Origin of the sequence: Mesorhizobium sp. M1A.T.Ca.IN.004.03.1.1, assembly GCF_003997555.1 — a bacterium.
Classification (GTDB): Bacteria; Pseudomonadota; Alphaproteobacteria; order Rhizobiales; family Rhizobiaceae; genus Mesorhizobium.
On record NZ_RZTV01000004.1, the window covers coordinates 380,680 to 401,844 of the forward strand.

At 63.8% G+C, this 21,165-nt stretch carries 19 protein-coding genes; 6 read left to right on the plus strand and 13 right to left on the minus strand.

Features of this window, described 5'->3' with window-relative positions; genetic code table 11:
* The first annotated feature begins 162 nt into the window (after positions 1-162).
* From EOD29_RS15775 to EOD29_RS15785, 4 genes are all read left to right on the plus strand, one after another.
* On the plus strand, positions 163-1,194 hold the full coding sequence (locus tag EOD29_RS15775) for a sensor histidine kinase (protein WP_127247161.1): 1,032 nt from the start codon (positions 163-165) through the stop codon (positions 1,192-1,194).
* 224 nt (positions 1,195-1,418) lie between these two features.
* Positions 1,419-1,589 (plus strand): hypothetical protein, encoded by a 171-nt coding sequence (locus EOD29_RS35960; protein ID WP_164747034.1) that lies wholly within the window; start codon positions 1,419-1,421, stop codon positions 1,587-1,589.
* A 116-nt stretch (positions 1,590-1,705) separates the two neighbouring features.
* Complete coding sequence (locus tag EOD29_RS15780; RefSeq protein WP_127242101.1) at positions 1,706-2,008, plus strand: hypothetical protein; 303 nt, start codon at positions 1,706-1,708, stop codon at positions 2,006-2,008.
* A 104-nt stretch (positions 2,009-2,112) separates the two neighbouring features.
* Positions 2,113-2,358 carry a YMGG-like glycine zipper-containing protein gene (locus EOD29_RS15785; RefSeq protein WP_067002111.1) on the plus strand — a complete coding sequence of 82 codons (246 nt, stop codon included), beginning with the start codon at positions 2,113-2,115 and terminating at the stop codon, positions 2,356-2,358.
* Between the two features lie 83 nt (positions 2,359-2,441).
* Here the strand turns inward: EOD29_RS15785 and EOD29_RS15790 are convergent, their stop codons facing one another.
* The 4 genes from EOD29_RS15790 to xylF form a co-directional block, all read right to left on the minus strand.
* A complete protein-coding gene (locus EOD29_RS15790) occupies positions 2,442-4,067 on the minus strand; it encodes a CHASE domain-containing protein (protein ID WP_127247162.1) in 1,626 nt (541 codons plus the stop codon).
* 131 nt (positions 4,068-4,198) lie between these two features.
* A complete protein-coding gene (locus EOD29_RS15795) occupies positions 4,199-4,999 on the minus strand; it encodes an ATP-binding cassette domain-containing protein (RefSeq protein ID WP_067002105.1) in 801 nt (266 codons plus the stop codon).
* A gap of 13 nt (positions 5,000-5,012) precedes the next feature.
* Positions 5,013-6,377, minus strand: coding sequence for a sugar ABC transporter permease (locus tag EOD29_RS15800; RefSeq protein WP_127247163.1), 1,365 nt, complete (start codon positions 6,375-6,377; stop codon positions 5,013-5,015).
* Between the two features lie 237 nt (positions 6,378-6,614).
* Positions 6,615-7,655, minus strand: a complete 1,041-nt coding sequence (xylF, locus tag EOD29_RS15805) for a D-xylose ABC transporter substrate-binding protein (RefSeq protein WP_127247164.1) — start codon at positions 7,653-7,655, stop codon at positions 6,615-6,617.
* Between the two features lie 349 nt (positions 7,656-8,004).
* Between xylF and EOD29_RS15810 the strand changes: the two genes are divergently transcribed.
* Positions 8,005-9,240: an ROK family transcriptional regulator gene (locus EOD29_RS15810; RefSeq protein ID WP_127247165.1), complete on the plus strand. Its 1,236-nt coding sequence runs from the start codon at positions 8,005-8,007 to the stop codon at positions 9,238-9,240.
* A 316-nt stretch (positions 9,241-9,556) separates the two neighbouring features.
* Here EOD29_RS15810 and phoB read toward each other — a convergent pair whose 3' ends face one another.
* From phoB to EOD29_RS15845, 7 genes are all read right to left on the minus strand, one after another.
* The gene (gene phoB, locus EOD29_RS15815; RefSeq protein WP_127247166.1) at positions 9,557-10,246 is read right to left on the minus strand and encodes a phosphate regulon transcriptional regulator PhoB; all 690 of its coding nucleotides are present in this window, start codon (positions 10,244-10,246) and stop codon (positions 9,557-9,559) included.
* Between the two features lie 19 nt (positions 10,247-10,265).
* A complete protein-coding gene (gene phoU, locus EOD29_RS15820) occupies positions 10,266-10,970 on the minus strand; it encodes a phosphate signaling complex protein PhoU (RefSeq protein WP_095799839.1) in 705 nt (234 codons plus the stop codon).
* A 20-nt stretch (positions 10,971-10,990) separates the two neighbouring features.
* Complete coding sequence (gene pstB / locus EOD29_RS15825; RefSeq protein WP_281059217.1) at positions 10,991-11,794, minus strand: phosphate ABC transporter ATP-binding protein PstB; 804 nt, start codon at positions 11,792-11,794, stop codon at positions 10,991-10,993.
* Entirely contained in the window at positions 11,791-12,642 is an 852-nt protein-coding gene (pstA, locus tag EOD29_RS15830) for a phosphate ABC transporter permease PstA (protein WP_127215255.1), read from the minus strand. The genes pstB and pstA overlap by 4 nt, the downstream gene beginning before the upstream one ends.
* A gap of 3 nt (positions 12,643-12,645) precedes the next feature.
* Positions 12,646-13,632 (minus strand): phosphate ABC transporter permease subunit PstC, encoded by a 987-nt coding sequence (gene pstC / locus EOD29_RS15835; RefSeq protein ID WP_095824035.1) that lies wholly within the window; start codon positions 13,630-13,632, stop codon positions 12,646-12,648.
* A gap of 62 nt (positions 13,633-13,694) precedes the next feature.
* On the minus strand, positions 13,695-14,753 hold the full coding sequence (gene pstS / locus EOD29_RS15840; protein WP_095799836.1) for a phosphate ABC transporter substrate-binding protein PstS: 1,059 nt from the start codon (positions 14,751-14,753) through the stop codon (positions 13,695-13,697).
* 519 nt (positions 14,754-15,272) lie between these two features.
* The gene (locus EOD29_RS15845) at positions 15,273-18,650 is read right to left on the minus strand and encodes a response regulator (RefSeq protein ID WP_245475353.1); all 3,378 of its coding nucleotides are present in this window, start codon (positions 18,648-18,650) and stop codon (positions 15,273-15,275) included.
* 640 nt (positions 18,651-19,290) lie between these two features.
* On the opposite strand from EOD29_RS15845, the gene EOD29_RS15855 reads away from it, so the two are divergent.
* Positions 19,291-19,512, plus strand: coding sequence for a hypothetical protein (locus tag EOD29_RS15855; RefSeq protein WP_067319298.1), 222 nt, complete (start codon positions 19,291-19,293; stop codon positions 19,510-19,512).
* 87 nt (positions 19,513-19,599) lie between these two features.
* Here the strand turns inward: EOD29_RS15855 and EOD29_RS15860 are convergent, their stop codons facing one another.
* Both EOD29_RS15860 and EOD29_RS15865 read right to left on the minus strand, forming a co-directional pair.
* Positions 19,600-19,989: a hypothetical protein gene (locus EOD29_RS15860; protein ID WP_067002225.1), complete on the minus strand. Its 390-nt coding sequence runs from the start codon at positions 19,987-19,989 to the stop codon at positions 19,600-19,602.
* A gap of 255 nt (positions 19,990-20,244) precedes the next feature.
* Positions 20,245-21,147: a glutathione S-transferase family protein gene (locus tag EOD29_RS15865; RefSeq protein ID WP_127247167.1), complete on the minus strand. Its 903-nt coding sequence runs from the start codon at positions 21,145-21,147 to the stop codon at positions 20,245-20,247.
* Between the last annotated feature and the right edge of the window lie 18 nt (positions 21,148-21,165).

The following is a 21,165-nucleotide window of genomic DNA, read 5'->3' on the forward strand; positions in this document are numbered from 1 at the left end:
ACTGGAAGCCGCACCCCTCAAACGGTTTCCAGCCACCGCCGGGCGATGTCCCCAAAAGGATGTCGTCCGGCGGACCGCTTTTGGGCAGCATAAGCATCAGTAGGTCAAGACCGGGGCAGCAATCCTCGTAAGCCGTTCGCGCCTGGATGCGGGAAGTATCGAATGCGTTCCAAGGCCTCAGAGAAGGACTATACGCAAGAGCGCAGCGACGAAGTGATCGCGATGCATCCGGCGGAAAGCGGGATGCAGGTGGGTCGCGCGCTACTCCACGCGCTCCACAATGCTGGAATTTCGGTCCTCTACCAGGATCGTGAAATGAAGACCGTCTGGGCGCGCAACATGCGCGCCCCGTGGGCCTGCGAGACGGCCGAGGGCAAGGATGCGCTTTCCCCCGCGCAGTCCGAGCGCATAGGCGCAGCCAAGCGCAAGGTGATTGAAACCGGCAACCCGGATCGCCTCGAGCTCGGCATTTCCGACAGTGACGGCGTGCGCTGGTTCCATGTCTGGATCGATGCCGATCGCAGCGACTCCGGCGAGGTTCAGGGCGTCGTCACCACCATGGTCGAGACGACGGAGCAGAAGCGCCGCGAGCAGACGCTGAAAACGCTGCTGCGAGAGGTCAGCCATCGCTCGAAGAATCTTCTGGCCATCATCCAGAGCATAGCCACCCAGACCGGACGCTACTCGGAGACGCTCGGCGATTTTCTGACGCACTTTCGCGGCCGTATCCAGTCGCTCGCCTCGTCTCAGGATCTGGTGACATCCTCCAACTGGCGGGGAGCGGCGCTTCGTGAGCTCGTGTCCGGCCAGGTCGGCCGCTATAGCGCCGATCCAAGTCGCAGCCTGCGTTTCGATGGGGAGAACCCTTACCTCAATCCGAACGCTGCCCTTCATATCGGACTGGCCATGCACGAGCTGGCCGTGAATTCGGTAAGCTACGGCGCCCTGTCGCAGCCTGACGGACGGATCAGGGTAAGCGCCAGGATCGCGGCCGGCAGCGAGACTTCGCCTGGCCTTTTGCTGATTTGGACAGAAAGGATCGGCGCCGGTCGGCGCACCGAAAATCGTTTTGGCAGCGTCGCCCTCGAACGCGTCGTGCCGACGTCGCTGAACGGCTCCGCCAGTCTCGATATCGACGACGATCGTCTCGAATATCGCCTGACCATCCCGCGCGGCAATTTCGAGATAGAATGAACAACCACGTCTTGGGCAACAGACAGCCGCCGGAGAGGCGTTAACCTGCCATTCACCATAAAATCCGATTATGTTCCCCGGCAGAAGCAACTCCAGGATAGCGCGCAATGCCCTTCCGAGTTGCGTAAAACCTTGGAGCGGATCGGCGATCCCGTCAGGCGCTGAACCACTCGCGACGGAGCAAACCCAGCCGCGCAATCACACCGCGATTTGGGAGGAACCGAATGATGATTGCCGATATGAACAGGCTGGAGCAGGCCGCCCGCGTCTCGATGAGCGGCTTCCAGGACACCGAAGCACGGCCCTCGCCCCGTTCCTCCCATCCATCGCTTCGCCTCGGCGCCGTCGCGCTTGTTGCTGCTCTCGTGCTGGCGGTGGCCTGGCAACTGGCCTGATCTTTCCAATCGAGCAGCCGGCCGGCGCCAAGGGCACGCGCCATTGCGCGCCGACTCCGCCGAGCAGGAACTTTTGAGCGGCAACAATCGTTCTTTGCGGCGGGAGGATTCGACCCGTGGAACACATCGCCGCCTTGCTCCTCGTCATTGGCTGCTCGGACACCATGACCGATTGCCGCGAATTGTCAGTGCCGGTCAGCGTCTTCGAGACTTTCGAGGCCTGCATCGCCGAACGGCCGTTTGCGCTGGGCGACCTGCAGGGGCGCACGCCGCGTGTCATGGGCGAGTGCCTTGCCGTCGATCCGGCACTTGAAGACGACTACGATCAACTGCTGTGGACCGTGCGTCCCGACGGCAGGCTCGTCGCGTCGCTGGAAACTTCCGGCGCGCTTGTCGCGTCAAACGGCGCACGCCCGTAAGACACTCTCTTCAGCAATAACAAGATCGGGCAGGCAAAGCCCGTTTTTTCGTGCTAAACGGCGGTTGGCACTGCCAAAGTGAGGACAAAAGCGAGGAGCTATTTATGCGGAAAATGATCATTGCCATGGTTGCCGTGGTCGCCGTCAGCGGCTGCACCACGACCGAGCAGGATGTCGTCGGGGGCGGCTTGATCGGCGCCGGCGTCGGCGGCCTGGTCGGCGGCGGCAGGGGCGCGCTGATCGGCGCGGCTGTGGGCGCCGGGTCCGGCCTGTTGGTTCGCAACCTGCGTAATGGCTATTGCATATATCGCCACGCTGACGGCACGAGATACAAGGCCCGCTGCAACTGATTTTCCGCGAGACACAGTCATCTACCCGGGGGCCGACCAGCGGTCCCCGGATAGATCGTTGTTAGACCCTGACTGACAGGCGCTCAGCCTGGCAGGGGTATTCGGATTTCCACCTTAAGCCCGTCGGCCCGGTAGTCGCGCTTGATCCTACCGCGCAATTCGCGCGTGACATTGAGATCGATCAGCTTGGTGCCGAAACCGGTCTTTGCCGGCGGCTCCAGTTTCTTCTGCCCGGCCTCGCGCCAATCGAGCACCAGCGTCCGCTCCCGGCCACGTCCTTCGACCCGCCACTCGACCTTCAGGGCGCCCACCGAGTTGCCGGCCTCGCCATATTTCAGCGCGTTGGTGGCAAGCTCGTGGAAGGTCAGGCCGAGCGCCTGCGTCGTCGTCTCGTCAAGCAGCACTTCCGGCCCCGACAATATGCCTTCGGAAAGCTCTTTGCCGAACACCTGCCCAAGCTCCGTGCGCAGCAGGTCGCCGAGGTCCGCCTTCTGCCAGCGCGAGCGTGTCAGCATGTCCTGCGACGCGGCCATCGCCTGCAGCCGCGCCGAGAATGATGCCGAGAACTCCTTGACGTCGGTGGCCTGCGAAGCAGTCTGCCGTGCGATCGCCAGCACCCTGGTGATCGAGTTCTTGATGCGGTGCTTCATCTCCTGCAGGATCAGCTCCTTTTCCAGCAGGCTCTTCTCCGTGGCCTCATGCAGCAGCGACTTCGCCTCGTAGGCGCGCTCCTGATAGCGGGCCACCAAGGCGATCGCCCCGGCGAGCAGCAGGCCGAACAGACCGAGCATCACCGGGATGGCGCGCGAGGACGGCAGCGCGAAAGCGCTCGTCGGCCGAAACAGGACGGTCCAGGGCCGGCCGGCCACGACGATATCCCGGCGCGCCAGCAGCTTTCCGCCGAGCGATTCGGCCGGCGGCGCCTCCGATCGGAACAGGAGATTGTCGGCACCCGGCTGGCCGTCGAAGATTTCGACGTTGACCGGCAGCAGCGGAGCCTTGCTGAGCGCCACCTGGAACAGATCGCGTGCGCGGAAGGAGGCGTAGAGGAAGCCGGCGGTCGAGGAGCGGCTGGCATCGATGACGTCCGGGGCCGTTTCCACGTTCAGCCGCACGAAGACCAGAAATCCGGGGAAGGTCTGCTCCAGCCCTTGTCCCTGGCCAAGTTGAACGAGCCCGCTGGCATGCTGCTGGTCGTCGGCCATGGCCTTCTCGATTGCAGCCCGCCGTGCCGGGTCGCTGAACATGTCGAAGCCGATGATCGACTGGTTGGAGGTATCGAGCGGCTCGAAAAGCACGATGGGCGTGCGCCATTGCTGCTGCGTGATTGCCGGATAGACCGGGTGGGCCGAACCGCGAGCGCGCAGGATGTCGCGCTCGAGCGTGGCCTCGTCGCCGGCCTTGGCCAGCCTCAGGAAGCCGATGCCGCGCAGTCCGGCGAAATTGTCGTCGATGTCGAGCGCGGTGAGGAAGGCCTTGAACTCGCCGCGCGTAATATCGCCGTTACGAGCATCGAACAGCGCCTGGGTCGAGCGCAGCAGCGACAGATGCAGGTCGATGCGGCTCTCGATGCGGTTGAGCGCATCGTCGGCGGTTCCCTCGAACTTGATGCGTGCCGCCTCCTGAGTCGCGAAATAGGCGAACCCCGCCATCGTCAGGCTGATCAGCGCGACGGCGATGAAGGCGACGATCGGGAAAAGCTTTTTCAATGCAGGGTGCGGCCCATGGATGGTTGGCCACCTTTATGGGCAAGTCTCCGCGCCAATACAATGGCAAGGCCAACCCAACGCCGCGATTGGCTCATCAAACAAGTCGCAAATTAGCCAACCAATCTATGGTCTTAGGCCGCGATTTTCAGCGCTCCCGGGCCTGGCATGGCGCCCGGCGGGCACTTGCCCAGAATGATCATGCCGAGCACCTCGTCCTGGGTCACGTCGCTGGTGCGCGCCGTACCGACGACCTGGCCGTTCTTCATGACGCAGACCCTGTCCGCCAGCTCGAACACGTCATGGATGTCGTGGCTGATCAGGAAGATGCCGATTCCGTCGGCCTTGAGTTGCCGCACCAGTTCGCCGACCTGGGCCGTCTCCTGGGGGCCGAGCGCTGCCGTCGGCTCGTCCATGATCAGGATTCGCGCGTTGAACAGGATCGCGCGCGCGATCGCCACCGACTGTCTCTGTCCGCCGGACAGCTTGATCACCGGCTCCTTGAAGCGCTGGAAGCGCGGATTGAGCCGGCCCATCACCTTGCGCGCTTCGGCCTCCATGGCGACGTCGTCCAGCGTGCCCCAGGCGGTCATCAGCTCGCGGCCGAGGAAAAGATTGGCGGCGGCGTCGACGTTGTCGGCAAGCGCCAGCGTCTGATAGATCGTCTCGATGCCGTATTTCTTGGCGTCGCGCGGGTTGGAGATTGCTGCCTCCTCGCCGTTGACGAAGATCTGCCCGGCATCGCGCTTGTAGGCGCCGGACAGTATCTTGATCAGCGTCGACTTGCCGGCGCCGTTGTGGCCGAGCAGCGCCACCACTTCGCCGGGGAAGAGATCGATGGAGGCATCGTCGACGGCGCGAATGCCGCCGAAGGCGATCGAGATGTTGCGCATGTCGACCAGCGGGGCGCCGGCGGGAGCGTTCTTGTCTGCCATGATGCTGCCTCCTTCACACCCGCTTGCGGTAGATGGTGTCGAGCCAGACCGCGATGACTAGCACGGCGCCGACGACGATGCTTTGCAGCGGCGAATCGACGCCGAGGAGCACCATGCCGGACTGCAGTGACTGCATCAGCAGCGCCCCAAGCATAGCGCCGAGCACGGTTCCCGAGCCGCCGGCGAGCGAGGTGCCGCCGATGACCGCCGCGGCGATGACCAGGAGCTCGTCCAGCGTGCCGAGCGCATTGGTCGATGAATTCTGCCGCGCCGACGATATCGCCGCGGCGATCGTCGCCAGCACACCCATGATCATGAACACCTTCATGGTGATCCAGCGCGTGTTGATGCCGGCAAGGTTGGCCGCCTCCGGATTGCCGCCGATGGCAAAGACATAGCGGCCGAAGCGAGTGCGCTTGGTAATGAAGGTCATGACGAGACCGACGGCGATCGCCATCAGCACCGGAATGGCGATGCCGTGGGCGATGAACAGGCCGGCTTCGGGGACCGTGAGGTTGTTGGCGGCGGCGTAGCGGTTCACGATGCCGACCGGCCAGGGATAGGAATTGGCCAGCCACACCGCGCCCATGATGACAGCGCAGGTGACCGCGCCGAGCAGCGTCTCGGCCCAGATCGGACGCAGCGGAAAACGGAAGCGCTTGCGCTGCACCCTGCCGTTGAACAGCGCAAACACCACGGCAACACAGGCGACGGCGCCGACGATCCAGCTCCATTTGGCGCCGATCGAGCCGGCCGGTCCGCCGCCCATCAGTTGGAAGGTGGCGTCGAGCGGCGCCACCGTCTGGCCGCTGGTGACCCACCAGGCAGCACCGCGCCAGACCAGCAGCCCGCCAAGCGTCACGATGAAGGCCGGCACTTCGAGATAGGCGATGACGAAGCCCTGGAAGGCGCCGATCAGCAGGCCGAGCGCCAGGCCGATCAACAGTGCCAGCACCCAGATCCAGGGATTGCCAAGCTCGAGCCCAACCATTCGCACCAGGAAATGCACTTGGGCAAAGCCCATCACCATGCCGATCAAACCCTCGGCCGATCCGACGGAGAGGTCGATGTTGCGAATGACGATGACCAGCACCATGCCGGAAGCCATGATGGCCACGGCCGAGGTCTGCACCGACAGGTTCCACAGGTTGCGCGGCGTCAGGAACGTTCGGCTATCGAAATCGAGCGGATTGACGCCGAGCCGCAGGCTCGAGATGACATGCAGGCCAATCCAAATGATCAGCAGCGCGCCGACCATGCCGAGCATGCGTGTGTCGAGCTCAGTCGCCTTGAGGAAGCGCCCGACGGTGCTCAGTTCGGAAGCCCGCGCGCGATCCGCCGCCGGGTTGGCCGGCGTATCAGAGGTCGTATCGGTCATGATCTCCTCCCGCCGGCTTGCCGTCTGGCGCGGATGCCGGACCACGATGCTAGAGCAATTCCGGGAAAAAGTGCGTAGCCGCCTGGAATTGCGCGGAAACAAACGGCTGGAGCAGTTCGGCGATCCTGCCGGACAGTGACCTGCCCCCAATGGTCTCCGGCTTCAGTACTCCCGAAAGCCCTTGGGATACACCGCGGCCGTTGGGCCGCGGCGCTGCGTTTGAACCTGACGGCCAGCTTAGTTGCAGACCGCGACGCTGCCGGCGGCAACGCCCGCGCAGACTTCATCCTTCTTGATCCAACCCGCGTCGATGACGAGGTTGAGATTATCCTTGGTGATTGCGACCGGGGTCAGGAACAGCGACTTGACGGTGTTGCCGCCAGGCGTCGTGAAGTCCTTGGCGCCCGCGATGTCGGTCATCTTCTTGCCGTCGGCGAGCTGCGAGGCGATCTCGGCGGCGTGCTTGCCGAGCTCGCGCGCGTCCTTCCACACCGACACCGTCTGGGTGCCGAGCGCGATGCGGTTGAGCGCGGCATGGTCGCCGTCCTGGCCCGAGACCGGAACGGTGCCGGCCAGGCCTTGCGCCGTCAGCGCCGCGACGACGCCGCCGGCGGTGCCGTCATTGGCCGCCACCACCGCGTCGACCTTGTTGTCGTTGGCGGTCAGGAACTGCTCCATGTTCTTCTGCGCGTTGGCGGGCAGCCAGCCGTCGGTATAGGCTTCGCCGACATTCTTGATCTTGCCGCTGTCGATGGCTTCTTTCAGCACTTCCATCGAGCCGGAGAACAGGAAATCGGCGTTCGGGTCGGCGCCCGAGCCCTTGATGAAGACGTAATTGCCCTCGGGCTTGGCCTTGAACACCTCGCGGGCCTGCATGCGGCCGACTTCCTTGTTGTCGAAGGTCAGATAAAACACGTCCTTGTTCTCGATCAGGCGGTCGTAGCCGACGACCGGAATGCCTTCGTCGAGTGCCTTCTGCACCGCCGGTCCGATCGCCGAGGCGTCCTGCGCCAGGATGATCAGCGCATTGGCGCCCTGCGAGATCAGGCTTTCGACGTCGGTCAGCTGCTTGCCTGGATTGGACTGTGCGTCGGCGGATATATACTTGTCGCCGGCGGCCTCGATCGCCTTCTTCATCGCCGCTTCGTCGGTCTTCCAGCGCTCTTCCTGGAAATTGGACCACGAAACGCCGATCACCTTGTCCTTCGCCTCGGCGACCGACGCCAACGTCAACGACATGGCGACGCCCGCCAGCATGGCGGCTGCGAATCTCTTCATGATATCCTCCCTGCGCCCCTCGCGGCGCGACCCAGACTGGCCCGAAGGCCATGTAGAGGCTTTTTTTCGAGCCTCGAAAAAATACTGATCGAACGCCAAAGCGCTGTCAACTGCAATTCTGACGGTTTTTGAGGTGTCGCGTTCTTTTTTTCGAGACCCGCAATAAATAATGACAGTGCCGACCGCTTCTGCCACTATCGCGGAACAGTTCGGAGGAAGCGCAGACCGCGTCCACCGAAAATTTTAAAAAACCAGGACGGTTCGGGTGCCGGCGTCCGGGTGAATCGATCTGGCGCGTCGCCGGGTCCTGTGCATGATCGAGAGGCCGCGCTGACTGGGAGGAGAAAAAATGTCGGTCGGAATCCGCCACGACGATCTGCGCCGGCGCAACCGCGCCATGGTGCTCTCGGCCGTGCGCCGGGCCGGCCAACCGTCGCGCACGGAAATCGCCGCGACCACCGGGCTCAGCCATTCGACCATTTCGGCGATCTCTTCCGATCTGATCCAGGAAGGCATCCTGGCCGAGAGCAAGCCGAGCGAGACCGCGTCTCTGAAGCGCGGCCGGCCACAGGTGGGCCTCGCGCTCAAGCCGGAGGCGGCGGCGGTGGTAACGGTGGTGCTGTCGCTCAATTTCCTCTCGGTCGCCGTTATTGATTATGCGGGTCAGGTCATCGCCGAGGAGCAGCGCCGCCTCGATACGCTCACCATGCCGCGCAACGAGCTGATCGGCGAATGCTTGGCGATCGTGCGGCGCCGGCTGGACGATCCGGACCTCGACGTCGGCAGCGTCGCCCGCATCGCCATGGGCATCCAGGGCATCACCGATTCCCATGCCCGCGCCATGCTGTGGTCGCCGATCACGCCGCTGACCGACATTCCCTTCGCCGACATCCTGGAAAAGGAATTCGGCATTCCGGCCACCATGGAAAACGACTGTAACATGATGGCGGTGGCGCTGCAGTGGCGCGATCCCGACCGCTATCGCGACAATTTCATCGCCATCCTGCTCTCGCACGGCATCGGCATGGGCCTGGTGCTGAAGGGCGAGCTGTTCACCGGCACGCATTCTTCCGGCGGCGAGTTCGGCCACATGATCCATCGCCCGGGCGGCGCGCTTTGCCGTTGCGGACGCCGCGGCTGCGTCGAGGCCTATGCCGGCAACTACGCCATCTGGCGCAGCGCCATGAAGATGAGTGAGGACGCCGAGCCGATCGATGTCGGCGACGCCGACATGCGGGCGCTCGCCGCCAAGGCGCGCGAGAGGGATGGCTCGGAGCGCGAGGCCTATCGCCGGGCCGGCGAGGCGCTGGGCTTCGGCCTCGGCAGCCTGTTCGCGCTGATCGACCCGGCGCCGGTCGCCATGGTCGGCGTCAGCGCCGCCGCCTTCGACCTGATCGAGCCGGCTCTGCGCGAGGCCATCGCCCAGACCGCCGGCGGCCAGCATTCGAAGTCGATCTCCTTCGATACCGAGCCGAACGAATTGCCGCTGATCCGCGAGGGCTGCGCCGTGCGCGCGCTGACCTTCGTCGACCAGGAGATTTTTGCGCCGGGCGTGAAGGCAAGAGCGGGCAAGAACGTGGCCTGAGCAGCTTCGATAGCGATCGTTGGCTTCTGTGCGTCCTGCAGACGCCGGAGATTAGCGAAGGCCCCGCAGCTTCGTCATTCCAGGGCGGAGCAGGAGCGAAGCTCCGTCGCGGAGACCCTGGAATCCATGCCATTACCTCAATCGTCGGATGAGCGGAGCAGAATTTCTGCACCGCCGCGGCGCGTGGAAGTCGCGTGGATCGTCGGGTCTGCGCCGCGTCGCGACGCTTCGTGCTCCGCCCGTGGACGGCGAAGCACCAGCGTCTCGATAACCCGCCAGCGCAGATAGAACCCGTCAGACCTTCGGTGCCCTGGATCTAATCTTCCCTGATCGCGTAGCCCGCCCCACGGATGGTACGTATGACGTCCGGCATCCGGCCGTTGTTGACCGCCTTGCGCAGGCGTCCGACATGCACGTCCACGGTGCGCTCGTCGATATAGATCGTCTCGCCCCAGACATTGTCGAGCAGCTGGCTGCGCGAGAACACCCGGCCGGGATGCCGCATCATGAATTCCAGCAGCCTGAACTCGGTCGGGCCGAGCCGGATCTCGCTCTTCTTGCGGTAGACGCGATGCGATTCGCGATCGAGCACGATGTCGCCGACCTTGAGCACGCTGGACAGCACCTCCGGCTTGGCGCGGCGCAGCAGCGCCTTGACCCTGGCCATGAATTCCGGCGTCGAGAACGGCTTGACCAGATAGTCGTCGGCGCCGGTCGAGAGGCCGCGCACCCGGTCGCTTTCCTCGCCGCGCGCGGTCAGCATGATGATCGGCAGGCGTTCGGTCTCGGGCCGCATCCTGAGGCGCCGGCAAAGCTCGATGCCGGACACCGCCGGCACCATCCAGTCGAGCACCAGAAGGTCGGGCAAATTCTCCTGCAGGCGGATCTCGGCCTCGTCGCCGCGGGTCACCACCTCGACCTGATAGCCCTCGGATTCGAGGTTGTAGCGGAGCAGCACCCCCAGCGGTTCCTCGTCCTCCACCACCATGATGCGTGGCGCGATCATATAGCAGGCACCTTCGCGGTCAGGCCGCCGGCGCCGACATCGTCGTCTCGTCCTGCTTAGGACGATTCGCGGGCAATTGCGTGCCGGTCAGCACATAGTAGGCGTTCTCGGCGATGTTGGTGACGTGGTCGCCGATGCGCTCCAGATTCTTGGCGCAGAACAACAGATGCGTGCAAGCCGTGATGTTGCGCGGATCCTCCATCATGTAGGTCAGGAGCTCGCGGAAGACGGCGGTGTATTTGACGTCGATGCGCTCGTCGTCGTTGCGGAGCTTGGCGAGCGCCGTGGCGTCGCCGGCCGCGTATTCCTCGATCACGCCCTGCACCTGGATCAGCACCAGCTGCGCCATCGAATCGATGGAGTGCGAAAGGTCGCGCGGCGCGGCGCTGACGCCGACCGAGCCGACGCGCTTAGCGATGTTCTTGGCAAGGTCGCCAATGCGCTCGAGATCGCCGGCCATGCGGATGGCGCCAACGACGCTGCGCAGGTCGTCGGCCATCGGCTGGCGTTTGGCAATCAGCGTGATGGCGCGATCGTCGAGCTCGCGTTGGCGCGCGTCCATGATGGCATCGTCGGAGACCACGCGCTGCGCCAGCGCGTTGTCGGAATTCAGCAGAGCCTTGGTCGACGCGCCGACCATCGAGCCGGCAAGATCGCCCATGTCGCGGATGAGCTGGCTGATCTGCCTCAGATCCTCGTCGAAGGAAGCGACCGTATGGGCCATGGTTATGTCCTCGTATGAACTCAGCCGAAGCGGCCGGTGATGTAGTCCTGCGTGCGCTTCTCGCGGGGCGAGGTGAAAATCTTTTCGGTCCGGTCGAATTCGATCAGCTCGCCGAGATACATGAACGCCGTCTGCCGCGAGACGCGCGCCGCCTGCTGCATGTTGTGGGTGACGATCACGATCGTGTAGTCGGCCTGCAGCTCGTCGATCAGCTCCTCGATCTTGGCGGTCGAGAGCGGATCGAGCGCCGATGCCGGCTCGTCGAGCAGGATGACCGCCGGCTTCACCGCCACCGTGCGGGCGATGCAGAGCCGCTGCTGCTGGCCGCCCGAAAGGCTCTGGCCACTGGCGTTGAGCTTGTCCTTGACCTCGTTCCACAGCGCGGCGCGCTTCAGCGCCTGTTCGACGCGATTGTCCATCTCGGCCTTGCTGATCTTCTCATACAGCCTGACGCCGAAGGCGATGTTCTCGTAGATCGACATCGGGAACGGCGTCGGCTTCTGGAACACCATGCCGATCTTGGTCCTGAGCAGGTTGAGGTCCTGCGAACGGTCGAGGATGTTCTTGCCGTCGAGCAGCACCTGGCCTTCGGCGCTCTGCTTCGGGTAGAGCTCGTAGATGCGGTTGAGCACGCGCAGCAGCGTCGACTTTCCGCAGCCCGAAGGTCCGATGAAGGCGGTGACGCTGCGCTCGGGCAGCGACAGGTTGATGTCCTTCAGCGCCTTCGACTGGCCATAGTAGAAGTTGAGGTTCTTGACTTCGATCTTGGCCTTCTCGGCGGTCGTCTCGGCTACGTTCAGGTCGGTGGACAACATCGGTTTCATCTGTCCTCTCTGCGTCCGGTAAGGCTGCGGGCGAAGATGCTCAGCCCGAGAACCGTCAGGGTGATTATCAGTGCGCCCGTCCAGGCCAGTTGCTGCCATTCCTCATAAGGGCTCAGCGCAAACTGGAAGATGGTCACCGGCAGGCTGGCCATCGGCGCGTTGAGATTGCTCGACCAGAACTGGTTGTTGAGCGCGGTGAAGAGCAGCGGCGCCGTCTCGCCCGAAATCCGGGCGATCGCCAGCAATATACCGGTGACGATGCCGGACAGTGCGGCGCGATAGGCGACCGAGCGGATCACCACCCAGCGCGGCGCGCCGATGGCGGTGCCGGCCTCGCGCAGCGCGTTGGGCACAAGGTTCAGCATGTCCTCGGTGGTGCGCACGACGACGGGGATCACCAGGATCGACAGCGCCACCGCGCCGGCGATCGCCGAGAAATGACCCAACGGCCGCACCATCAGCTCGTAGACGAACAGGCCGACAATGATCGATGGCGCCGACAACAGGATGTCGTTGATGAAGCGCACCACCGTCGTGAGGCGCGAGAAGCGCCCGTACTCGGCCATATAGGTGCCGGCGAGCACGCCGATCGGCGTGCCGACGACGATGCCGATCACGGTCATCACGATGCTGCCGTAGATGGCGTTGAGCAGGCCGCCGGCGTCGCCGGGCGGCGGTGTCATTTCCGTGAACACCGAAAGCGAGACACCCGAGAGCCCCTTATAGAGAAGGGCGCCGAGGATCAGCGCCAGCCAGACGAGGCCGATGCCCGCCGCTATGGTGCACAGTGCCATCATCACGGCGTTCTTGCGCTTCCGGCTTCGGTGGAGCGATGCGGCTGTCGACATCGGTCAGGCTCCCGTGCGGCTATCGATGCGCAACAGCATGTAGCGTGCGAGCGCGAGGATGATGAAGGTGATGATGAACAGGATCAGTCCGAGCGCCACCAGTGAGGACGTGTAAAGCTCGCCGTCGGCTTCGGTGAATTCGTTGGCGATGGTCGCCGAGATCGTCGTACCGGGCGCAAACAGCGAGGCGCTGATGCGGTGCGCATTGCCGATGACGAAGGTGACGGCCATCGTCTCGCCGAGCGCGCGGCCAAGACCGAGCATGACGCCGCCCATGATGCCGACCCGCGTATAGGGGATGACCACGCGCCGGGTCACTTCCCAGGTCGTGCAGCCGATGCCGTAGGCCGATTCCTTCAGCACCGCTGGCACCGTGTCGAACACGTCCTTGGTGATCGAGGTGATGAAGGGCAGCACCATGATGGCGAGGATCAGCGACGACGTCAGGAGGCCGATGCCGTAGGGCGGACCGGCAAACAGGCTGGCGAGACCCGGTATGCCGTGGAAAAGATTGATGATGAATGGCTGTACCGTCGTCTGCAGGAATGGCGCGAAGACGAACAGGCCCCAGATGCCGTAAATGATCGAGGGAATGCCGGCGAGCAGCTCGACCGCGATGCCGATCGGGCGCCTGAGCGGGCGCGGGCAGAGCTCGGTCAGGAAGACGGCGATGCCGATGCCGATCGGCACGGCAATGAGGATGGCGATGGCCGAGGTGACGACGGTGCCGTAGATGGGCGCGAGCGCGCCGAAATTCTCGGTGACCGGATTCCAGGATTCAGTCGTCAGGAAGGAGAAGCCGAACTTCGACAGCGCCTCCCACGAGCCGGCGATCAGCGAGACCGCGACGCCGCCGAGAAGAAGCAGCACGAGTATGGCGGAGAGGCGCGTGACCGTTCGGAAGATCGTGTCCGTCAGGGCGAAGCGGCGCACCGTCGCTTCCCTGGTCCGTATGGCGGACGATGTCACGGCTTCGGAAACGGCTGTCATTTGCCCTCGCATTTCGAAAGAGACAGGAGGGCGCCCGAGGCGCCCTCCTTATTCCGGAGGAATTACATGCCGGAGTAGAGCGGCTTGCCGTTGCTGTCGACGATGTCCTTGCTCCACATTTCCTCGACGCTCTTCACGACCGCGTCGGGCATCGGAACATAGTCCAGCTCGGCGGCCATGTCGTCGCCCTTGGCGTAGGACCAGGCGAAGAACTTGAGCGCTTCGGTGGTGGCCGACGCATCGTCGGGCTTCTGGTAGACGAGGATCCAGGTCGCGGAGGTCATCGGCCAGCTTTCAGCACCAGCCTGGTTGGCCAGGATGACGCCGTAGCCAGGCTTGGAGCTCCAGTCGGCATTGGCTGCAGCGGCCGAGAACGCGGCAGCGGTCGGCTCTACCTTCTTGCCATCCTTATTGATCAGGTCGGTATAGGTGAGCTTGTTCTGCTTAGCATAGGCATACTCGACATAACCGATCGCGCCACCGGTCTGCGCGACGTTGTTGGCGACGCCCTCGTTGCCCTTGGCGCCGATGCCCACCGGCCACTCGAGCGCGGTATTGACGCCGACCTTCGACTTCCAGTCGGCGCTGACTTCGGCCAGATAGTAGCTGAAGTTGAACGTGGTGCCCGAGCCGTCGGAACGGTGCACGACCGCGATCGCCTGGTCGGGCAGCTTGACGTCGGGGTTGAGCTTCTTGATCGCCTCGTCATTCCAGTTGGTGATCTTGCCGACGAAGATGTCGGCCAGCGTCGGGCCGTCGAGCACCAGTTCGCCCGGCTTGACACCTTCGAGGTTGACGACCGGAACGATGCCGCCCATCACCATCGGGAACTGCGCGAGCCCGGTCGACTTGAGATCCTCGCCCTTGAGCGGCGCGTCCGAGGCGCCGAAGGTCACGGTCTTGGCCTTGATCTGCTTGATGCCGCCACCGGAGCCGATCGACTGATAGTTGAGACCGATGCCGGTCTCCTTTTTGTAGACGTCGGCCCACTTGGCGTAGATCGGATAGGGGAAGGTAGCGCCGGCACCGGAGATGTCGGCCGCCATAGCGGCGGAGAGGGAAAGCGTGGATGCCGCAGCCATTGCAATCGCAACGGCCGCCGAGCGGATGAAATGTCTCATGTGGCCTGCTCCTGTTCGGAATATGGTCTTTCGGCAACCCTTTTCTGTCGGCGCCTGACGAGCGCAATAGACGTCGATTATTACAGTCGCATGACAGTTTCGTGTCAGCCCGGTAACGCCTGAACGGGGATGCCTTGGGGGGGCCTGCGGCCGCCATTTGCGGACCCAGCCGAAGTTTGCCGCGGGAATCAGTAGCTTGTCCGACTTTTGAATCAAAAATTATCCCGGCGGCCGGATCTCCGGCCGCCGGGAAATAAAATCCGGACGAGAGCGCGTTGCCTGTGCGCCAGAGCGGATCATGGCCTGGCCATCGCCGAAAACAGGTCCGTTGGGGTAGAGTCGACGCTGTTCCTTGCCGGCGGTCGCTGCTCCCGCCCGTAACCGAAGGGCGGAATCGACAGCAGCCATTGTCCTGACCTGGCCTTCGTTTTGTATGGTGCGATCACACCATATGTCTGCGTTGGACGCCCGCCGACGGACCTCGTCGATGACGCCGTGAACGGCCGCGCAGAAAGGCTGTTATCCGGCGCTGCGGCGGACTTCCGCGTCCGACCCGAGCCATCTTTCAAGCTTCTCGAGCAGCGCCTTCGGGCTGATCGGCTTCGGCAGGTAATCGTCCATGCCGGCTTCCAGGCAGCGCTCGCGGTCGCCCTTCAGTGCATGCGCGGTGACGCCGACGATCGGCACATGCGTGCCCATCTCGGCTTCGAGCCGGCGGATGGCCGCGGTCGCCTCCAGGCCGCTCATCTCGGGCATCGACACATCCATCAGGATCATGCGCGGGTTAAGCCTGCCGAAGGCGTCCAGCGCCTTGCGGCCGTTGCCGACGATTTCGAACTGGTATCCGGTCTCGCCCAGGATTTGCGTGAACACCATCTGGTTCACCTCGTTGTCCTCGGCGACGAGAATGTCGAGCCCGGCCTCCGCGCCGGCCAGGCGTGCACGGGCACGCGCCGGCGGCGGCTGCAGCAGGACGCGATCCGCCGCGGTCGCCTGCGCCGTGGACGCCTGCGGCGCGCCGGCCCCGGTCTCGACGTCGCCGGTCAAGGCCGGATGGATGGCCGCCGTGCTGTGGCGATGACGCTGGATGGTGGCGACCAGCGTCTCCAGCAAGATCGAGGAACGCGCCGGCTTGATCAGCTGCGCATCGATGCCGAGATCGCGGTAGGCGGCGCTGGCGAGCGACTGGTCGACCGAGGTCAGCATGATGATCGGCGTGTGCGCGAGGCCGGCGGTGTTGCGCACGATGCGCGCCATTTCGGCGCCGGTCATGCCCGGCATCTGGTAGTCGAGCACGACGCAGTCGACAGGCACGCCGTAGGCGGCAGCCGCAATCAGCACCTTCAGTCCCTCGGCGCCGCTTTCGGCCGCGCAGGAATCGAAGGTCCACGAAGCCATCTGCTCGCTGAGGATCGCGCGGTTGACGGCATTGTCGTCGACGATCAGCACGCGCGCGCCGGTCACGTCGACCGGCATGATCCGCTGCCCGCCTCGCTCGGCCCGCGGCAGCGTGACGGTGAACCAGAAGGTCGAGCCCTTGCCCTCGGCGCTGTCGACGCCGATCTCGCCGCCCATCAGCTCGACCAGCCGCGAGGTGATGGCAAGGCCGAGCCCGGTGCCCTCGTGCCGTCTAGTCGAGGAGGTGTCGACCTGGCTGAATTTCTCGAACACCAGCTTCAGCTTGTCTTCGGGAATGCCGATGCCGGTATCGGTGACCGAGATGGCGAGCTTCGTCCCCGACGGAACGCGCTCGCCGGTCACGTCGACCAGCACATGGCCCTTGTCGGTGAACTTCACCGCATTGCCGAGCAGGTTGGTGACGATCTGTCGGATCCGGCCGACGTCGCCGACGAACTGCCCGTCGAGCCCGGGCTGGACGCGAACGATGAGCTCGAGGTCCTTTTCCTTGGCGCGGGTCGACACCAGCGTCGCCACATCCTCGATCGCCTCGGCAAGGTTGAAGGGCGCCGGGTCGAGCACGAGCTGGCCGGCGTCGATCTTGGAGAAGTCGAGGATGTCGTTGATGATGGTGAGCAACGCGTTGCCCGATTTGACGATGATGTCGGTGAACGTCCTCTGCTTTGGGTCGAGGTCCGACTTTGCGAGCAACTCGGCCATGCCGAGCACGCCGTTCATCGGCGTACGGATCTCGTGGCTCATATTGGCGAGGAACTCCGACTTGGCGCGGTCGGCAAGCACGGCACGCCGGCGCGCCTCGCTGAGCTCGGCCTCGCGCTGTTTCAGTTCCGTAATGTCCGTGGTCGACCCGATCAGATAGAGCGAACCGTCGGACGCGATCATCGCGCCCTTGCGCGCGAACTGGTGACGCACGCTGCCGTCCGGCAGCGTCACCTGTTCTTCGATCTCCTGCGTCTCGCCGGTGCGCAGCACCGCCAGGTCGCCGGCGACGAAAGCTTCGCCGTCCGCGCCGAAGATCTCGACGTCGGTCTTGCCGATCGCCTCTTCCTTGCTGAAGCCGGTGAGATCGCACCAGCCCTTGTTGACGTAGAATTGCCTTAGATCCGAACGCTTCGCGTAGATCGACACCGGCACGTTGTCGATCAGGTTGCGGAACACCTCGTTCTCGCTCATGCTTTCCTTGAGCGCCCGCTCGCGCGCCTTGACCTCGGTGATGTCGGTGCTGGAACCGACCAGATGCACCGATCCGTCGGTCGCGATGAGGCGGCTCTTGCGCGTCATCAGCTGCCGCACCGTGCCGTCGCGATGGGTGACAGGCTCCTCGACTTCGCGCCCCTTGCCGGTCGCGATGACCTCGGCATCGTCATGGCTGTAGCTTTCGGCGTCCTCGGCGCCGAAAAGCTGCCGGTCCGTCTTGCCGATGACGTCTTCCTTGGCAATGCCGGTCAGCGCGCACCAGGCCTTGTTGACGAACTCGATTGTAAGATCCTCGGCCTTGATGAACGCCGCCACCGGCAATTCGTCCATGACATGCCGGTAAAGGTCGATCTGCCGCATCGAGTCGCGCAGCGCCTTCTCGCGGGCCTTGATGTCGGAAATGTCGACGCGCACCCCTATGAACGTGCCGTCGTCCGCTCTCATGTCGTAGACCTGGAACCAACGACCGTCGGGATTGAGCCGTTCATAGGACGAATTGGGCAGGTGGTAACGCTTCAGCATGGCGTCGAGCCAGCGTTCTTTGTCGACACCATAGAGATTGTCGATCTCGACGTCGCCGCTCGACCGGAAATAGCCGGCGGAATGACCGAGAGCGAGCGCCTCGCGTAAGGTGCGGCCCGGCTGCCAGGCCGGCTTCAGCGCCGGCAAACTGTCATGCAGCTTGCGGTTGGCGAAGACGAATTCATCGTAGCGGTCATAGATGATGACGCCGGCCGGCAGCGACTCCAGCACCGTGGCGAGATTCTTGCGCGCATCCTCTGCCTCGGTCTCGCGATGCTTCATGTCGGTGATGTCGACATAGGAGATCAGACGCTTGCCGCCGGCAAGCGGTGCCAGCGAGGCGATCAGCACGCGGCCGTCATTGCGCGGCAACTGCCTGGAACCGGCAACGCCTGCCCGGATTTCGGCCTCGCGCTCGGCGATGTGGCGTTGCCAGCCCACCTCGTCGGCACCATAGGGGTCGGCGTCGCGGCTGGCCTCCATCAGCTCGCGGAAGCCGCAGCCGGCAGTGGCGCGAAGCGGATCGATCTTCCAGAAGTCGTAGAAGGCGCGGTTGATGATCTCCGCCCTGAGGTCGGCATCGAGGACAATGACGCCGATCGGCATCGAATCGACCATCAGGCGAAGATTGGCAAGCGCTTCCGAGGTCGCGGCCGCATGCTGATCGGGGGCGCGGGGGACCGCCGCCTCGCCGCGCTCGACCGCGCCTTCGAAAGAACGGGCGGCGCCCATCTCGAAAGTACCGTCCCTATCCGCCATCCCTACCCCCAGGCCGAACCCTCCCGGTTCGTCGGCGGAATGTGCCCGACAAGCATTAACGATCGGCTAACCTTAACGATTCGCAACCGAACACGCCCGTTGCCGTTAACGGGTTTTAGGCGGACGCCGGTCCGACCTCGCTGCGGTAATCCGTCCGTTGGCGAACCCACCGCTGCCGGGCTATAAAATCGGTGGGGGTATAGCTGATGCTTGGTCGAATGCTGACTTTTGTTCTCTGTCCGGCGCTGCTCGCGGCAAGCGGCTGCACGCGCAGCGACGACGGAACCGTCATCATTCCAAGCCGGATGGACGTCAGGCGCATTTGGGACAAGGCCCCGCCAGGAACAACAGCCTCGAGGCAGATCGCGACGGACGTGTTTCCTCAGCCGCCGATCGCCCCGGTGAGTTCCCCCAGTCGAAGACGTGTTTCGACGGCCCCTTCCTTTCAGCCGGATTTGGCTGATGCGTCCTCCCAGCCACAGAAGGCGCTCGCCTGCCGGAATGTCAGCGAACCCGGCAAGCGCTATCGCGTCGTCTGCGAGTAGCGTAGCAGCTACGATAAGATCGCGTGTTTCCTCACTGCGCGTGAAACCTTTGTGTGGCGTCTGGCGTTATCGGCGCAGCACGAAGGGGAGCGAAGATGTCTGTTCATTTCACCGTCTCAGGCCTGACCAGAAACCTGATCCATTCGCTTGGACTGGATCACGAGCGGGCCCCGAGGCGTCTGACACCCGAGCAAAATCTATTGTTGGAATGCTATCTGGCCGGCCAAATTCCGGAATCGGCCTGGAGCGACTACGTCTTCGAAATGCCGCAACTGGAAAAACACGCCAATGCCCGCCGCAGGCGCAATCCGGCGTAGCGCTGTCCAGCAACAAAGCGCCACCTAGAAAGCATAGCCGTTTTCTGTTGGAAATCGGCGAAGGCGAAACTGAGCAACTTGGCAGTTCTACTGCTGTATTGCTTTGGCGTTGTCCTTCGGCGAATTGAATTGAAGCGTAAAGATCTTCCCGGGAATTCCTTTTGCGAGGTCCGGCGAAAAGCTGAGCGGCAGGCAATTTCGCAGGGCGGCGGTCGCCGCGTCGACATAGGCCTGACGCGCCTTGTCATCCCCGTTGACCTTGATGGCCGTTGGCTTCGGCGGGCCGATCAGCGTGCCGTCGCGCTTGAAGCTGAAGCTCAAGGTGACCGAGGCAGTTCCGGCTTCGGCCGGCGGCGTCCAGCACGCCTGCAGCGCCGCGCCGACCTCGTTCATCGTGTTGAGCGATGCGGCATCTGCCGGAAAAGGCATCGCCAGCAGCGCGCCTGCGATCGCTGAAAGTCTAGCCGTGCTTCTCATGGCTTTGTCCTCGCCGCTTTCGCCCGTTCGCATGGTACGATCAACGACGCGGATGACAATAGAATTTCAACCGCGCCGGCACCCGATAAAATCATGCTGCCGTGACGCTGGCGCGCCGGCGGAAAAGCAAAAAGGCCGGCGCTGAGCCGACCTTTCCTTCTCCTCGGCAATCGCGCCAGTACATCCGTGGTCGCAGCGAGGACCGAGACACTAGACAAGGGTTTGGTTAACGAAACCCTAAACCTCGCGCATTTCTTAAGCCGTGGCCTGGGCCTTCACATGGGCGATGTAGCCGCGCACGTCGCCGGCCGGCTCAGCATAGGCCTTGCCGAGCTTCTTCTCGATCGCAGCCATATAGTCCTTCGCCCAGCTCGGCAGCGCATAGTCGATGACCGCCAGGAACTCCAGTGTCGCCGCCAGACGGATGTCGGCGATCGACGGGTTGTTGCCGCCGATGAAAGGCTTGCCGTCCCTGAAGAAGCTATGAAAGACCTCCAGCGGCTCGGCGATTGCGGCGATGGCAGCCTTTTGCGCCTCCGATTTCTTGTCGGGATGGGCATCGCTGTGGCCGACCTCGCCGGCATATTGCGGAAAGCCAAGTGCCGGATAAGTGGCCCTGGCCACATAGGGATAGAGCGTTCCGACCAGGTAGAACATGGCGCTGTCGACCATCGCCCGCTTGGCCGGCGCCTTCGGATAGAACTTGTCCAGCCCGTGCTTGTTGGCGAGGTACTGCATGATTGCGCAGCTTTCCCAAAGCACGCCTCTGGGAAGTCCTTTGTCCTCGATCATCGGAGTCAGATGCGCCGGGTTCCGCGCCAGGAATTCCGGCGTGCGCGTCAGGCCCCAGGCGTCGGTCTCGGCATGGTCGAGCCCGGCCGCTCGCGTGAACACCCGGACCGTCATGTTGTTGACGCTGGGCCTTAGCATGCTGAGCTTGACCGCGGGCTTCTTCGCCGGCTGCGCCTTGGCTTTAAGCGCTGCCTTTGCTGTTGCTTTAGGCGCGGCTTTTGCCGTCGCTTTAGGCGCGGCTTTTGCGGCCGGCCTGACTGCTTTGGCCGACATCTTGGCGGCAGTCACCTTTGCCGCCGGCTTTGCCATCTTCGCTGCCGGCTTGGCGGCGGCTTTCTTCGTTCCCTTCGTTGCAGCCTTTGCCATCTGGTCCTCCCTCTGACC